The 14,856-nt window shown below is 64.4% G+C and carries 10 protein-coding genes and 1 pseudogene; 1 reads left to right on the top strand and 10 read right to left on the bottom strand.

The window, feature by feature from the left end; all coding sequences use genetic code 11:
- Positions 1–133: 133 nt before the first annotated feature.
- From LMTR13_RS30660 to LMTR13_RS30630, 7 genes and pseudogenes are all read right to left on the bottom strand, one after another.
- The gene (locus tag LMTR13_RS30660) at positions 134–1,102 is read right to left on the bottom strand and encodes an ABC transporter ATP-binding protein (protein WP_065731026.1); all 969 of its coding nucleotides are present in this window, start codon (positions 1,100–1,102) and stop codon (positions 134–136) included.
- Positions 1,099–2,091: an ABC transporter ATP-binding protein gene (locus LMTR13_RS30655; RefSeq protein WP_065731025.1), complete on the bottom strand. Its 993-nt coding sequence runs from the start codon at positions 2,089–2,091 to the stop codon at positions 1,099–1,101. The genes LMTR13_RS30660 and LMTR13_RS30655 overlap by 4 nt, the downstream gene beginning before the upstream one ends.
- Entirely contained in the window at positions 2,091–3,011 is a 921-nt protein-coding gene (locus tag LMTR13_RS30650) for an ABC transporter permease (protein ID WP_065731024.1), read from the bottom strand. The genes LMTR13_RS30655 and LMTR13_RS30650 overlap by 1 nt, the downstream gene beginning before the upstream one ends.
- On the bottom strand, positions 2,977–3,936 hold the full coding sequence (locus LMTR13_RS30645) for an ABC transporter permease (protein ID WP_065731023.1): 960 nt from the start codon (positions 3,934–3,936) through the stop codon (positions 2,977–2,979). The genes LMTR13_RS30650 and LMTR13_RS30645 overlap by 35 nt, the downstream gene beginning before the upstream one ends.
- Positions 3,937–3,957: 21 nt before the next feature.
- On the bottom strand, positions 3,958–5,754 hold the full coding sequence (locus LMTR13_RS30640) for a peptide ABC transporter substrate-binding protein (RefSeq protein ID WP_065731022.1): 1,797 nt from the start codon (positions 5,752–5,754) through the stop codon (positions 3,958–3,960).
- A 178-nt stretch (positions 5,755–5,932) separates the two neighbouring features.
- A pseudogene (locus LMTR13_RS30635) lies at positions 5,933–7,350 on the bottom strand (M20 family metallopeptidase).
- A gap of 87 nt (positions 7,351–7,437) precedes the next feature.
- The gene (locus LMTR13_RS30630; protein WP_065731021.1) at positions 7,438–8,685 is read right to left on the bottom strand and encodes a multidrug effflux MFS transporter; all 1,248 of its coding nucleotides are present in this window, start codon (positions 8,683–8,685) and stop codon (positions 7,438–7,440) included.
- A gap of 264 nt (positions 8,686–8,949) precedes the next feature.
- On the opposite strand from LMTR13_RS30630, the gene hemC reads away from it, so the two are divergent.
- Entirely contained in the window at positions 8,950–9,909 is a 960-nt protein-coding gene (hemC, locus tag LMTR13_RS30625) for a hydroxymethylbilane synthase (RefSeq protein ID WP_065733099.1), read from the top strand.
- A 202-nt stretch (positions 9,910–10,111) separates the two neighbouring features.
- On the opposite strand, the gene LMTR13_RS30620 is transcribed toward hemC, so the two are convergent.
- From LMTR13_RS30620 to LMTR13_RS30610, 3 genes are all read right to left on the bottom strand, one after another.
- Positions 10,112–12,646, bottom strand: a complete 2,535-nt coding sequence (locus tag LMTR13_RS30620) for a branched-chain amino acid ABC transporter ATP-binding protein/permease (protein ID WP_065731020.1) — start codon at positions 12,644–12,646, stop codon at positions 10,112–10,114.
- A complete protein-coding gene (locus LMTR13_RS30615; protein ID WP_065731019.1) occupies positions 12,643–13,518 on the bottom strand; it encodes a branched-chain amino acid ABC transporter permease in 876 nt (291 codons plus the stop codon). Before LMTR13_RS30615 ends, LMTR13_RS30620 begins: the two co-directional genes overlap by 4 nt.
- 87 nt (positions 13,519–13,605) lie before the next feature.
- On the bottom strand, positions 13,606–14,850 hold the full coding sequence (locus LMTR13_RS30610; RefSeq protein WP_065731018.1) for an ABC transporter substrate-binding protein: 1,245 nt from the start codon (positions 14,848–14,850) through the stop codon (positions 13,606–13,608).
- Positions 14,851–14,856: the final 6 nt, after the last annotated feature.

Raw genomic sequence — 14,856 nt, 5'->3', positions numbered from 1 at the left:
CGATCTGATTTCGGCCCCGCCCCGGCAAGAGTGGTTTCGACCGCTGCCGGGGCGGGGCCGCATTATTTTCAAGGATTGAATTCTTTGCCGCCGTCGGCATGCGAAGCGGCGAATGGCCTGACCAGATCCGCCGTCAGCTCAGGTGACAGGCCACGAAATGCCCATCGCTGCCTTGCTTCAGTTCGGGCGCGCTTTCCCTGCAGCGGGGCTCGGCAATCGGGCAGCGGGTGTGGAAATGACAGCCCCGCGGCGGGTTCATCGGGCTGGGTACGTCGCCTTGCAGGCGGATCCGCTTGCGTTTGACCTTCGGGTCCGGCACCGGCACGGCGGAGAGCAGCGCCTGCGTATAGGGGTGTCGGGGATGGCGGTAGAGGTCGCTCGCGCTCGCCAGCTCGACGATGCGGCCGAGATACATCACCGCGACGCGGTCGGAAATATGCTCGACCACCGAGAGATCGTGGGCGACGAACAGATAGGTGAGCTTGAGCTCGGCCTGCAGGTCTTCCAACAGATTGATCACCTGCGCCTGAATGGACACGTCGAGCGCGGAGACCGGCTCGTCGCAGACGATGAATTTCGGTTCCACCGCGAGCGCCCGTGCAATCACGATGCGCTGGCGTTGGCCGCCGGAAAATTCGTGCGGGTAGCGGCGCATGTGCTCGGCCTTCAGCCCGACCTTGACCAGCAGGCTCGCCACGCGGTCCTCCCGCTCGCTTGCCGAGGAGGCGAGCTCGTGGATGGTGAAGGCTTCGCCGAGAATCGCGCCGACGGTCATGCGCGGATTGAGCGAGGCAAAGGGATCCTGAAAGACGATCTGCATGTTGCGCCGCATGGCGCGCAGGTCGCCGCCGGAAAGTCCTCGCACGTCGTGTCCGTCGAAGAGGATCTCGCCTTCGCTCGGTTCGACCAGGCGCAGCACGCAGCGGGCCGTGGTGGACTTGCCGCAGCCGGACTCGCCGACCAGGCCGAGCGTTTCGCCGCGATTGACCGCAAAGGACACGCCGTCCACCGCATGCACGCGCCCGACCTCGCGCGAAAGGAGCCCGCCCTTGACGGGAAAATGCTTCTTCAGACCGCTGACGCGCAGCAGGGGTTCGCTCATGCCGTCGCTCCCTGCGTCTCTCCGAGGTGACACGCCATGCGATGGCCCGGTGCGACCTCGCGCAGAGCCGGTTCCTGTTCGGCGCAAAGACCAAAGGCGTAGCGGCAGCGCGGCGCGAAGCGGCAACCAGGGGCCGGATTGATCAGGATCGGCACCGAACCGCCGATCGCCTCCAGCCGGGTCTTGTGCGCGGCGTCGAGGTCGATGCGCGGAATCGAGCGGATCAGGCCCTGCGTGTAGGGATGCCGCGGGCTCTCGAACAGGCTGTCGACATCGGCCTCTTCGACCACCTTGCCGGCATACATGACGACGACGCGCTGCGCCGTTTCGGCCACCACGCCCATGGCGTGGGTGATCAGCATCACCGCCATGCCGAAGCGTTCCTTCATGTCCTGCAACAAGTCGAGGATCTGCGCCTGGATTGTCACGTCGAGCGCGGTGGTCGGCTCGTCGGCGATGACCAGCTTGGGCTTGCAGGCGAGCGCCATGGCGATCATGACGCGCTGGCGCATGCCGCCCGAGAACTGATGCGGGTAATCATGAACGCGGGCTTCCGCGTTGGGGATCTGCACAAGCTTAAACATCTCGACCGTGCGGGCGAGTGCGTCCTTGTTCGAGAGGCCCTCGTGGCGGCGCAGGCTCTCGGCAACCTGTTCGCCGACGGTCAGCACCGGGTTTAGCGAGGTCATCGGCTCCTGGAAGATGAAGCCGATATCCTTGGCCCGGATGTCATCGAGTTCGTGGCTCGAGAGCGGCACGAGGTCGCGGCCTTCGAACTTGATCTGGCCTTCGACGATGCGACCTGGCGGCATCGGAATGAGCTTCAGGACCGACATGGCTGTTACGGTCTTGCCGCAGCCGGACTCGCCGACCACGCAGAGCGTCTCGCCCTTATGAAGCGTGATGTCGACACCGTCGACCGCCCTCAGCATGCCGTCGTCGGTGGCGAAGTGGGTTTTCAGGCCCTTGATTTCGAGCAATGGGGCCATCAGATCACCCGCCGCGCGTCGAGCGCGTCGCGCAGTCCGTCGCCGATGAAATTGATGGCGACGACCGCGATGAAGATGGCGCCGCCCGGAAACAGCGCCCAATGCGGACCGATGTCGAGAAAGTCCTTGGCGTCAAAGAGGATGCGGCCCCAGGTCGGCGTATCCGGCGGGAAGCCGAGGCCGAGGAACGACAGCGTCGATTCCGCGATGATCGCGGCGGCGACGTCGATGGTGCCGGCGATGATCACGGGACCGACTGCGTTGGGCAGGATGTGCCGCACCACCTGCCGCAACGGGCTGGCGCCGAGCGCGCGCGCGGCTTCGACGAACTCCTTCTCGCGCAAGGAGAGGAACTGAGCGCGCACCAGCCGCGCGACCGGCATCCAGCGCAAGCCGCCGATGACGAGCACGATCAGGATGAAGATGCCGCCCTCGGGACCGAAGACGGCTTTCAGCCCGTCGCGGAACAGGTAGATCAGCAGCAACAGCAGCGGCAGTTGCGGCAGCGACAGGAATAGATCGGTGAGCCACATCAGCGCATGACCGAGTGCGCCGCGCGACATGCCGGCAAGCGCGCCGATCAGCGTGCCGACGAGCACGGCGACCGTCATCGCCGCCAGGCCAACGGCCAACGAGATGCGGCCGCCATAGATCATGCGGGCGAGAATATCCTGCCCGAGATCGTCGGTGCCGAAGGGATGCGCGAGCGACGGCCCCTGCAACCCTGCGGTGATGTCGATCTCGTTGATGGGGATGCGCCAGACGAACGGGCCCAGCACCACCGCCGTGATCAGCACGAACAGCAGCACGGCGCTGACCACGGCCGGCCGGTGCCGGCGATAGCGCCGCCAGGTCTCGCGCCAGGGCGAATAGCCGCGCCGCCGCTCAGCGGAAGGAAATGCGAGGGTCGAGCCAGCCATAGAGGATATCCGCGATCAGGTTGAAGAGCACCACGAGACAGGCGAAGACGAAAGTCACGGCCATCACGACCGGCGTGTCGTTGGAGAGAATGGAGGAGATCAAGAGCGAGCCGATGCCCGGAATGCGAAAGATCTGCTCGGTGACGATGGCGCCGCCGAACACCGCCGGCATCTGCAGCGCGATCAGGGTGACGACCGGGATCATGGCGTTGCGCATCGCGTGCTTGACGATCACCTTGGCCTGGCCGAGGCCCTTGGCGCGGGCGGTGGTGACGTAGTCCAGCCGGATCACGTCCAGCATGGCCGAGCGCACGAAGCGCGTCATAGAAGCGGCCTGGAACAGGCCGAGCACCATCACCGGCATGATGGCCTGGCGGACCTGCTCGAACAGCCAGCGGATCCCGGTCGCCTTGATGTCGCTGGAATAGACGAAGGGCAGCCAGTCCAGCGTGACCGAAAAGATCAGGATGAACAACAGCCCGGTGAAGAAGGTCGGCAGCGAGAAGCCGATGAAGGCGAGTGTATTGGCGATCTGGTCGAAGATCGAATAGGGACGCGTGGCGGCGAACACGCCGACGGGAATCGCGACCAGCAGCGCCACTACCTGCGCCGAGCCGATCACGTACAGCGTGGTCGGCAGCCGCTGCAGGATCAGCGTGTCGACATTCATCCGGCTCACAAAGGAGAAGCCCCAGTCGCCTTGCGCCATCGCCGCGAGCCAGCGCAGGTAGCGGATGTAGATCGGATCGTCGAGGCCGAATTTGGCCCGCAGTGCCGCCCCGACTTCGGGCGGCACGTTCGGATTGGTCGCCAATTCACTGAAGGGATCGCCGGGCGCGAGCGCCAGCACGACGAACAGGACGAGCGAAATGCCGAGCAGGCTCGGCACGGCGATCATGAGGCGACGCAGCACATACTGGCTCATGAGGGAAAGATCCCTTCGCGATCAGCCCGTCGCCTCGCGATACCAGTCGAACAGATTGTCGGTCTCGTTGGCCCAGCCGCTGACGACCGGGCGCAGCGTATTGGCGGCAGCTTCCACTTTCAGGCGGTGCATCACCGGGATGAACACGATGTCCTGCATCATGATGTCGTTGGCCTTGATGTAGAGAGCGGCGCGCTTCACCATGTCGGTCTCGGCCTCGGCGGCGTCGATCGTCGCGTCATATTCCTTGTTGACCCAGCGCGGGAAGTTCACGCCCTGCCACTTGTTCTCCTTGGTGGCAACGTTGCGCGAATGATAGCGGCGCATGTGCTGGGCCGGATCCGGCTGGCTCATCGGGATCTGGAACATCTCGAGATCGGCGTAGAATTTTGCGTAGGTGTCGGGGTTGGCGACGTCGGAGGAGAAGAACACTGAGGCAACCACCGATTTCAGCTCGACGTCGATGCCGGCCTTCTGGCAGGCCTGCTTGACGATCGCCTGGGTCTTCTGGCGCGGACCGTTGATGGCGGTCTGGTACAGAAGCTTCAGTTTCTTGCCGTCCTTCTGGCGGATGCCGTCGGCGCCCGCTTTCCAGCCTGCGTCCTCCAGCAACTTGGCCGCCTTTTCGATACTGAACTCCCACGAGGTGTTCTTGGAGACGAATTTCTCCGGGCCGTTGAGGAAATTGGGGGTGACGCGTCCGGCGCGGCCGTAGATGACTTTCTTGACGGCCTCGCGATCGACCAGCATCGAGAGTGCCTTGCGCACCGCGGGATCGGACAACAGCGGGTGCTTGGTCTTGATCGAGGAGCGCTCGCCGTCGACCTCGGTATTGGGATCGGTGGAGTTGAGGGCGATGAATTCGGTGTCGCCGCCGACCGCATAGACGGTCTTGCCCTTGCCGCCCTTTTCCAGGCGCAGCAGGACATCGTCTTCCACCTGGATGTTCCAGCCGAAATCATACTCGCCGGTCTGGATGACGGCGCGCGCGGCCGAAACGGCGTCGCCGCCGCCTTTCATTTCGACGGTGTCGAAGTGGGGGCGGTTCGGCATATGGTAGTCGGGATTGAGCGCGCCGCGGATCACATCGCCCGGCTTGAACTCGACGAATTTGTAGGGGCCGGTGCCGACGGGAGCGAGGTTGTTCGGGGCTTCGCGGGATTTGGCGCCTTTATATTCCGCGAACAGGTGTTTTGGGATGATGCTGCCGGGAGCGCCGACGAACGCATCGGCCCAGAACGGTGTCGGCTTCTTGTAGAGGATGCGGACCGTGAGGTCGTCGACCTTCTCGACGATGATGTCGCGATGAACGCCGATCGTCACGGTAGCGGTGGCGGGATCGCGGGCATATTCCCAGTTGAACACCACGTCGTCGGCGGAGAAGGGTTTGCCGTCGTGCCATTTGACGCCGGCCTTGAGCTTCCAGACCACCGATTTGCCGTCGGCGGAAAGGCCGCCGTTCTGCAGCGAGGGAATCTCGGCGGCCAGCACCAGCTTCATGTTGCCGTCCGGATCCCAGCAGGCGAGCGGCTCATAGAACAGGCGCGAGCCGTCCTGGTCCTTGGTGCCGGTGGCAAAATGCGGATTGAGCAGGGTCGGTCCCTGCCACCAGAGCAGCTTTAGCGCGCCGCCGCCGCCGCGCTTGGTCGGCTTGTAGACGGAGGGGCCTTCGGCCAGGGCCACGCCGCCAATGGCCAGAATCTGCGTAGCCATGGGTGCGGTGAGACCGAAAGCAAGCATACGCTGAACGAAGCCGCGGCGATCCATGCGCCCGTCCTTCACTTCGTCGATCATGGCTTTGAGTTCTTTGTCCAGCATCGTTGTCCCCGTCTGGTTCCGTTGGTTCTGGCGGGCCGCGGGCCGCGGCCGGCGGGAGGGTAGATTGCACACCGTTTGAACGCAAACGATTCAATGATCGTCGTTTGAGCAAAAAGTCTTCGCAGCGCACACCGCTTCGGCAATCCGCCGTTTCTGTGCGTCAAATTTGTTCGCCTGGTCAGACCAGCGACATGTCCAGCGGTGGGGCCACGCTGTCCGGCAGCGGGTTGACATAGGGGGTGCGGGCGGTGCGCTTCTTGAGGTCGGCCTTGGCAGCGGCGATCAGGTCCGGTTCCGTCAGCGCCCTGACGCCGAGCCCCGCCATGGCCTTGGCGGCCTGCACCATGGCCTTGTGGGCGTGCGGGCTCTTGCCTTGCGCCACCACCTGCCAGGTGTGCAAGGGAGTGCCGATGGCGATCGTCGGGGCGTGAACCTGAACGGTCGGCACGACCCAGCTCACGTCGCCTACATCGGTCGAGCCGATCAGCGGATTGCGCTTGGCGTCCAGCGGCACGATGAAATCGGCCAGCGGCCGCTCGGTCGGCTCCATGCCGATCGCGTGGTAGACGGTGGCGATGTCCTTCTCGGTCAGCGTCGCGCGGATTTTTTGCGCGAAATCCTTGTCGGCCTCGTCGAAATGCGGCGGGCCGAGTTCCTCCATGATGCCGTGGAGGGCCTGTTCGAGCGGGGTGTTGGGCAGCAAGTTGGAGACGGCGGAAATGATCCGCATCTCCACACTCGTTTCGGTCATCAGCGCCGCGCCCTGCGCGATCTTGTGGACGCGCTCCACCAGTTCGTTCATGCCGGGCAGGTCGCGGGCGCGGATCGAATAGCGCACGCGGGCGTGGGCCTGCACCACGTTGGGGGCGATGCCGCCGGTGTCGAGCAGGGCATAGTGTACACGCGCATCGCTCGGCATATGCTCGCGCATGTAGTTGACGCCGACATTCATCAGTTCGACCGCATCGAGCGCGCTGCGGCCGAGATGCGGCGAGGCCGCGGCATGCGAGGTGCGCCCGGTGAAGATGAAATCGGCCCGGGTGTTGGCGAGCGAAGGCGTCACCGCCACTTCCCAGAAACTGTGGGGGTGCCAGGTGATCGCGATATCGGCGTCATCGAACGCGCCTGATCGCACCATGAAGGTCTTCGCTGCCCGCCTTCCTCCGCGGGGCAGCCATAGTAGCGCACGCGCCCCGGCACCTTGTGCTCGGCGAGCCAGTCCTTCACGGCGGTGGCCGCGAGCAGGGCGGCGGAGCCGAGCAGATTGTGGCCGCAGCCATGGCCGTGGCCGCCTGCCTCCAGCGGCCGAGGTTCGGCCACGCCCGCCTCCTGGCTGAGGCCGGGCAGGGCGTCATATTCGCCAAGGAAGGCGATCACGGGCCCGCCTTCGCCGCATTCGCCGATCAGGGCGGTCGGAATGCCCGCGACTTGCTCGGTGATGCGAAAACCCTGATGGCGCAGTTCGGCCAGATGTTCGGCGCAGGAGCGCGCCTCGGTGTAGCAGACCTCGGGCATTGCCCAGACCCGGTCGCTCAAGTCCGTGAAGCGCGGCTTGATGGTATCGACGCCACGCCAGATGTTGCTGCGGTTGTCCATCTTCCGAGTTCCTGAAACTGAAGGCGATGTGAGCAATTGTTATCAGCTTCGCCCGATGACGCCCAGCGCAGGTATCCGCCATGCTCATCACACCTTCAGGACGTGCGGCCTGAACAGCCGGCCTTTCTCCACCACCAGCACAACCGCGAGCGCGGCCAGCGTGCAGAGCAGGAAACCGGTCGCGAACGGCACCAGTGTGCCGTCGTAATCCTGGCCGATGGTGGCGCCGATGCCGATGCCGAGCAGCGTGGTGATCGAGCCGTACAGCGACGCAGCGGTGCCGGCGATATGGCCCTGCGGCTCCATGGCGAGCGCGGTGAAATTGGCGATCATCAACCCGAACGCAAACATCATGGATATCGAGAGCACCATGAACAGCGGCAACGGCAGCATCTGCATTTTCGCCGCTACCAGCATGGTTGCGGCGATGACCACGAAGCCGATCAGCGCAGTGTGGGAGATCGCGCGCATGCCGAGGCGGCCGACGAGGCGGGAATTGACGAAACCGGCGATGGCGGTTCCGACGGCGACGCCGGCAAACGCAACCGGAAAATAATATCCGAGCTTGTAGATCCCGGTGAACACCTGCTGCGAAATGAACACGAACGCGAACAGCGAACCCAGTACGCCGCCGGCGACCAGCGCATAACCCAGCGTCTGACGATTGGTCACGGTCTGGCGGAACGCATCAAACACCTCGCCGACGGCAAGCGACCTGCGCCTTTCGACCGGCAGCGTCTCCGGCATGCGCAGCGCGCTCCAGATCAACGCCACCACGCCATACAGCATCAGCACGATGAAGATGCCGCGCCATTGCGTCAGCAATAGTACGGCCTGGCCAAATGCCGGGGCGACCACGGGCACGGCGATGAAGATCATCATCGCCAGCGACATCACGCTTGCCATGCGCCGGCCGGCGTAGCAGTCGCGCACGATCGAGGTCGCGATCACGCGGGTGGCCGAGGTGCAGAGGCCTTGCAGCGCGCGGGCCAGCAGCAGGGTTTCAAACGAGGGTGCGGCGATCGCGAGCAGGCTGGCGATGCAATAGACGGCCATGCCCCCGAGCAGGACCGGCCGCCGGCCGAACCGGTCGGACAAGGGGCCCATCACGAACTGCCCGACGCCGAAGCCGACTAAAAAGATCGACAGCACCATCTGCGGCCGGTTGGCCGAGGTGATGTGGAAGGCGGACGCGATGTCCGGCAGTGCCGGCAGCATCATGTCCATCGCAAGCGGATTCAGCGCCATGATCGACGCGATCACGATGACGAATTCGCGAAAGCCCATCGGGCGGTGGCCTGAAGCGGCCAAGGCATCGGCACTGGTATCGGACAACGAAAAACCCTCTTGCGGGGCGCAATCTATTCATCGTGCTGCGGCGCACAATCCGCGTTTTGGAATGGCTGCCCGGCAGCATCGGAGCCGGTAGGCACGCCCTGCCCGCACAGGCGGCAATGCGTTCCGCTGCCGGCCAAAGTCATTGTTCTGATGGGCCGCTTGTTCTATCCCGTACCGGCTGGAAACGATATTCGTGGACCGCGTTCGAACGGAGACCTTGTGTCGGGACAAACCCTGAAGATCGGCACGCGCAAGAGCGCGATGGCGCTGGCACAGACGGAAGGAATCGCGCGGCTGTTGCGCGCGGCCGATCCCGCGCTCGACGTCGAGATCATTAAGTTCGAAACCCGCGGCGACCAGGACCAGACCAGCAAGCTGCTGCGCCATGGCGGCAAGGGCGGCGCCTTCGTCGCTGAAATCCGCCAGGCCATGCGCGGCGGAGAATTGCAGGCGGCGATGCATTCGCTCAAGGACGTTCCCGGCAACGAGGAGACGCCGGGCCTGATCATCGCGGCGACGCTGCCGCGCGATCCGGCCAACGATGCGCTGGTGCTGCGTCCGGGCCTTTCGCTGGATGCGTTTCGCGCATCGAAAGGCAGGGGTTTGAAGATCGGCACCAATGCGGTGCGCCGCGCCGCCTATCTGCGCCGGCTGTTCCCCGAGGCCACCGTAATCCATTTTCGCGGCGCCGCCGACACCCGCGTCGCAAAGCTCGATCGCGGTGACAAGCAGCGGCTTCCCGATGGCGGCGAGGTGGGGCCGGCGGATGCGCTGGTGATGGCAAGGTCCGGGCTGGAGCGCATCGGAATGGCTTCGCGCATCGTCCATGACTTTTCGGTTCGCGAAATGCTGCCCGCGGTAGGGCAGGGCATCGTCGCGGTGGAATGCGTGGAGAAGGACTGGGTCACGCGCGGCCGGTTGGCGAAGATCGAGGATGTGCGGTCACGGCTGTGCGCGGAAGCCGAGCGAGAGGTGCTGTGGGTTCTGAACGGCCACTGCAACTCGCCGATCGCCGGTCATGCGACGTTGGCGGGTAGTGAGATGACGCTGACCGCCGCTGTGCTCGATGAAGCCGGCGACCGCTTCATCGAGGTGTCGCGGAATGGCGCGGCAGATCGCCCCCGCGAACTCGGCCGCGCGGTTGGGCTCGAGTTACTCGACAAGGGGGCCGCGGAGATCATCGCGCGGACGCGGCCGGAGGAAGATTCCCTGCTTTCGTAAGGGGCGCGTTCCCCGGACGCTGGCAATGCCAACAGCGCGTTCACGCGCGTCTCGATGCGTTACGCCTCTCGCGGCGTGGTGCGCTGCTGATCCGGGGTCCATGTTGTTGCGGAGGCGGTGGTCCCGGCTCTGCGAAGCAGCGTTGCACGCTGCATCGCGTCCGGGACACGGATATCGCGCTAGTCGCCGTGGCGGTCGTGAACTACAGCCACAATATCTTCTTGCGATACTCCAGATCAGTCAGCAGCGGCTTTGCCGGTCCCTGATGGAACACCGCGCCGCGCTCCAGCGCGAAGACGCGGTCGGCGAGCGCCAGCACAAGGTCGAGATTGTGTTCGACGATCACGATGGAGATATGCTGCCGCAGCCGGTCGAACACCTTGAACAGTTCGAGGATCACCGCCGGTGCCAGCCCCTCGAAGGGCTCGTCGAGCAGCAGGAGTTTGACATTCCCCGACATCGCGCGCGCGACCGCTACCATCTGCTGCTCGCCGCCGGAAAGGTAATCTGCCGCGACGTCCATCCGCTCGCGCAGGCGCGGGAAATAATCGAGGACCTGCGCTTCGTCCCACACCACGCCGTTGGTGCCGTCGGTCCTGCGGGCGAGTCGGCCGAGCGACAGATTTTCCCGCACCGTCATGCCGGCGAACAGGCCGCGTCCCTGCGGCACATAGCCGATGCCGGCGCGCGCGATCTCGGGCGCCGGCAGGCGGGAGATATCGAGGCCGGCATATTCGATCGTGCCCGACAACAGCGGCACGAGGCCCGCGAGCGTTTTCAGCAGCGTCGACTTGCCGGCGCCGTTGCGGCCAAGCAGCGCGACAATCTCGCCCTCGCGCACGTCGAGCGTGGCGTCGTGCAGGATGTGGCTCTTGCTGTAAAAGGTATTGACGCGCTCGAAGCGCAGAATGGGGGCTGTGCTCCTGCGGGCCTGCTCGCTTGTGATGTGCTCGACCTCGGGCACGCCGGTGCCGGTATAGATTTCCTGCACCTTCCGGTCGGCGCGCACGGCCTCGGGCGTGCCGGTCATCAGCACCTCGCCCTGGTTCATCACGGTGACAGTGCGGGAGAAGCCGAGCACGCGGTCGATGTCGTGCTCGACGATCAGGACCGGAATATTGGCGGCGATGTTCTTGACGAGGTTCGAGACGCGCTCGCGCTCGGCGGCGGCAAGACCGGCGAGTGGTTCGTCCAGCAGCAGAACCTGCGGCTTGGAGCCGAGCGCGATGCCGAGATCGACCAGCCGTTGCCCGCCATAGGATAGTTCGCCGCCTTCGATTGCTTCGATGCCTTCGAGGCCGAGAAACCTGATCAGTTCCGCGGTCTCGGCGTGGATGTCCCGGTAATGGTCGATGTCGCGCCACAGGTCGAAGCGCCCGGGGCACTGCGCCTGCAGCGACAGGCGGAGATTTTCGTAGATCGACAGGCCCTTGAACAGGTTGGTGATCTGGAACGAGCGCGCCAGGCCCTGATGGCAGATCGCCTCCGACGGCGCGCTCTGGATCTCGCGGCCGTCCAGCTTGATGGTGCCGCCATCGGTCGGGTAGAGGCCGGACACCAGATTGAACAGCGTGGTTTTTCCCGCGCCGTTCGGCCCGATCAGTGCGTGGATTTCGCCGGCGACAACCGTGAGGCTCGCATCGGTCACCGCGCGAATGCCGCCGAAGCTCTTTGAGACGCCGCGCACGTCGAGCACCGTGCCGTCGAGTCCCTTCGGCCGCAGGAAGGCCGGCAGCGGCAGGCCCTCGTAGATTTTTCGCCTGCTCATGGCGGCGGATTCTTCCGGCGGCGGCCACCAGCGTTTTGATAGCGTCGCCCAGATGCCGACGAGGCCGCCCGGCGAGTAGAGCACGAAGGTAACGAAGACGAGGCCGAACCAGAGCAGCCAGTTCGGCGTCCAGATCGAAAACAACTCGCGGAACAGGATGAAAAACAGTGCGCCGATCGCCGGCCCCAGCATGCTGCGCATGCCGCCGATCACCACGATCGCCAGCAACTCGCCGGAGAACGGCACCGAGACCGCTTCGGCGGAGACGAGGTAGTTCTGGAATCCGATCAGCCCGCCGGCAAAGCCGGTCACGACTGCCGAGATCACAAAGACGCCGAGCTTGTAGCGCTCGACCGGATAGCCCTGGAATGTCGCGCGCAACTGGTTCTCGCGGATCGCCATCAGCACATGGCCGAAGGGGGACCGTACCAGCCGCAGCAGGAGATAGAGCACGCCGAGACAGAGAATCGAGACGGCGATGTAATAATTGAGCGCATTGTCGAGGCTGAACGGTCCGACGCTACCCCGCTTCAGGCCTCCGAGGCCATCCTCGCCGCCGGTTACCGCGGTCCAGCGGAAGGCGATGGTATAGGTCAGCGCCGACAGCGCCAGCGTCAGCAGCGAGAAATAGACGCCGCGCCGGCGTAAAATGACGAAGCCGACGAAGGTCGCGATGACGGCGACGACGAACGCAGCCAGCAGCAGCGGCAGAAAAATATCGTTGTTGAACCAGTTGCGCTGGATCAGGCCGGCCGCATAAGCGCCGATGCCGAACCAGGCGCCGTGACCGAACGAGACGAGCCCGGTGTAGCCGATGCAGAGGTTGAGCCCCATCGCGGCAATGGCGAGCGCTACCACCATGGTGCCGGTGTTGAGCGATAGCCCGAGCAGATGGAGGCCGAACGGCAGCATGATGACGGCGAGCGTGGCCAGCAGCAGCGGGCGATATTTGGCGGCAGGCGTGATCATTCGAACTTCTCGATACGTTCGCCGAGCAGCCCGCGCGGCCGCAGCATGAGCACCAGGAACATCAGCACGTAGATCGAGGCTTCACCGGCAGCCGGCGCGAAGTGGATGGTGATGCCCCTGACGACACCGACCAGAAGTGCTGATATCACCACGCCCCAGAAGCTGCCGAGGCCGCCGATCACGACGACGACAAAGGCGACGGTGATGATCTCGGCGCCCATCGCAGGATGCACGATCGTGATCGGCGCAAAGAACGCGCCGCCGAGCGCGGCCATGCCGACGCCGAGCATGACGATCGCAGTCATGTAGGGCTGCAGGCGGATGCCGAGTGCGGCGACCATGTCCGGCCGCTGGATGCCGGCCCGCACCACGCGCCCGAACGACGTCTTGTGCAGCAGCAGCCAGACGCCGAGCAGGACCATGGCGACGACGGCGAGAATGAGCAAACGATAGCGCGAGAACAGGAAGTCGCCGAGGAACACCGAGCCGCGAAACGACTGCGGGATCGCAGCCGAAATCGGCGGCGCGCCCCAGATAATTCGGATCGTCTGTTCGGTGACCATGGCGAGGGCGAACGTCACGAGGAGGCTCAGGATCGGATCGGCGTCATAGAAGCGGCGCAGGATGAAGCGTTCAAACAAAATGCCGAGCAGCGCGACCGCGATGGGCGACAGCACCACCGCCGAACCAAAGCCGAGATACTTCGTGATCTCGACGGAGATATAGGCGCCGAGCGCATAGAATGCCCCATGCGCGAGATTGACGATGCCGCCGACGCTGAAGATCAGCGACAGGCCGAGCGCAATCAGGAGGTAATAGCCTCCGAGCACCAGGCCATTCACCACCTGCTCAAGCAGAAAACCGAACTGCATCTGCGACCTGCGAGATTAAAAAGGGGCGGCGCCGGCTGTTGTGTGCCGGCTCCGCAACGCCAGTGGCCCGACGCCTGTATCGGGCTTCTATGCCTTCATGTTGCAGGGATTTTGCGTCTTCGTCGGGTAGATCGATTCAAGCTCGGCGCCGGCCGCCGGCACCGCCTCGCCGAGCACGAGCATGTCCCACTTGTCCTTCATCTCGCCCTTCGACTTCACGGTGAAGGGGTAGGCCTCCTGCACCAGTTGATGGTCCCAGGAGCGGAAATAGGCCTTGCGTGCCTTCATGATGTCGAATTGCGTTTGCTTCTCGAAATAGCCGATCAGCGCGTCGCTCTCGGTCGACTTCGTTTCGGTGATCGCCTGCGCGATCATTTTCAGCGTGATGTATTCGATCCAGGCATGGTTCTCCGGCGGCTTGCCGTATTTCTTGCTGAAGGCCTCGACGAAGGCTTTGGACGCCGGATTGTCGAGCGTGTGGTACCAGACCGTCGGCCAGGTGCCGGAAAGATTGCCTTCGCCCATCGCCCAGGCATCGCCGGTGTTGAGGTTGAAGCCGACGAGCGGATATGGGAAGCCGAACTCGGCATATTGCTTCACGAGGTTGGTGACCTGGTTGCCGGCGAGGTTGCAGCACACGACATCGGGTTTGGCCTGCCGCACCTTCAGGAGATACGGGCTGAAGTCGGTAACATCTGTCGCGATCAGCTCGTCGCCGATCAAGGTAGCGTCATTGGCGCTGAAGAAGGCCTTCGCCGCCTTCAGGAGGTCGTGGCCGAAAATGTAGTCCGCCGTCAGCGTGACGAACTTCTTGCCCTTCACCATGCCCTTCTGTTTGAGCGCGGTGCCGACGGCGTTGACCATCACCGTATTGGGAATGTCGCAATGGAAGGAGTAGCGGTTGCAATCCTTGCCGCGCAGCGCGTCCGAGCGCGCGCCGGTCGAGAAGAACACCTTCTTGTTGCGTTCGGCGACCTGCATGATGGTCAGCGACGAGGCGGAAGAGATTTCGCCGAACAAGAGCACGGCGCCGTCCTGCTCGATCATGCGCTGCGCCTTGGTCGCGGCGGTGGCGGGATTGACCGAATCTTCCGACATCAGATCGATCTGTTTGCCCATGATGCCGCCGGACGCGTTGATCTCCTCCGCCGCCATCTTTACGCCGAGCTGGGCGTAGCTGCCGATCGCGCCGAGAAAGCCGGTCAGCGGCACCAGATGGCCGATTTTGATCCGCACGGCCTGTGCGCGGACGATGGCGGGAAATCCGAGTGTGGAGGCGCCGGCGAACGCAGCACCGGCTTTCAACAGAGTACGTCGGCTATAGCGGGTCATGACTGA

The organism is Bradyrhizobium icense (genome assembly GCF_001693385.1).
Classification (GTDB): Bacteria; Pseudomonadota; Alphaproteobacteria; order Rhizobiales; family Xanthobacteraceae; genus Bradyrhizobium; species Bradyrhizobium icense.
The sequence above is the reverse complement of the archived record's forward strand: the minus strand, read 5'-3'. Positions and strand labels throughout refer to the sequence as shown.

What these genes read in the sequence shown, in the direction of transcription:
- LMTR13_RS30655 (WP_065731025.1), bottom strand. Translation starts at nt 2,091, where the DNA reads ATGGCCCCATTGCTCGAAATCAAGGGCCTGAAAACCCACTTCGCCACC.
- LMTR13_RS30620 (WP_065731020.1), bottom strand. Translation starts at nt 12,646, where the DNA reads ATGATCACGCCTGCCGCCAAATATCGCCCGCTGCTGCTGGCCACGCTC.
- hemC (WP_065733099.1), top strand. Translation starts at nt 8,950, where the DNA reads ATGGCGCTGGCACAGACGGAAGGAATCGCGCGGCTGTTGCGCGCGGCC.
- LMTR13_RS30610 (WP_065731018.1), bottom strand. Translation starts at nt 14,850, where the DNA reads ATGACCCGCTATAGCCGACGTACTCTGTTGAAAGCCGGTGCTGCGTTC.
- LMTR13_RS30615 (WP_065731019.1), bottom strand. Translation starts at nt 13,518, where the DNA reads ATGCAGTTCGGTTTTCTGCTTGAGCAGGTGGTGAATGGCCTGGTGCTC.
- LMTR13_RS30640 (WP_065731022.1), bottom strand. Translation starts at nt 5,754, where the DNA reads ATGCTGGACAAAGAACTCAAAGCCATGATCGACGAAGTGAAGGACGGG.
- LMTR13_RS30660 (WP_065731026.1), bottom strand. Translation starts at nt 1,102, where the DNA reads ATGAGCGAACCCCTGCTGCGCGTCAGCGGTCTGAAGAAGCATTTTCCC.
- LMTR13_RS30650 (WP_065731024.1), bottom strand. Translation starts at nt 3,011, where the DNA reads ATGGCTGGCTCGACCCTCGCATTTCCTTCCGCTGAGCGGCGGCGCGGC.
- LMTR13_RS30645 (WP_065731023.1), bottom strand. Translation starts at nt 3,936, where the DNA reads ATGAGCCAGTATGTGCTGCGTCGCCTCATGATCGCCGTGCCGAGCCTG.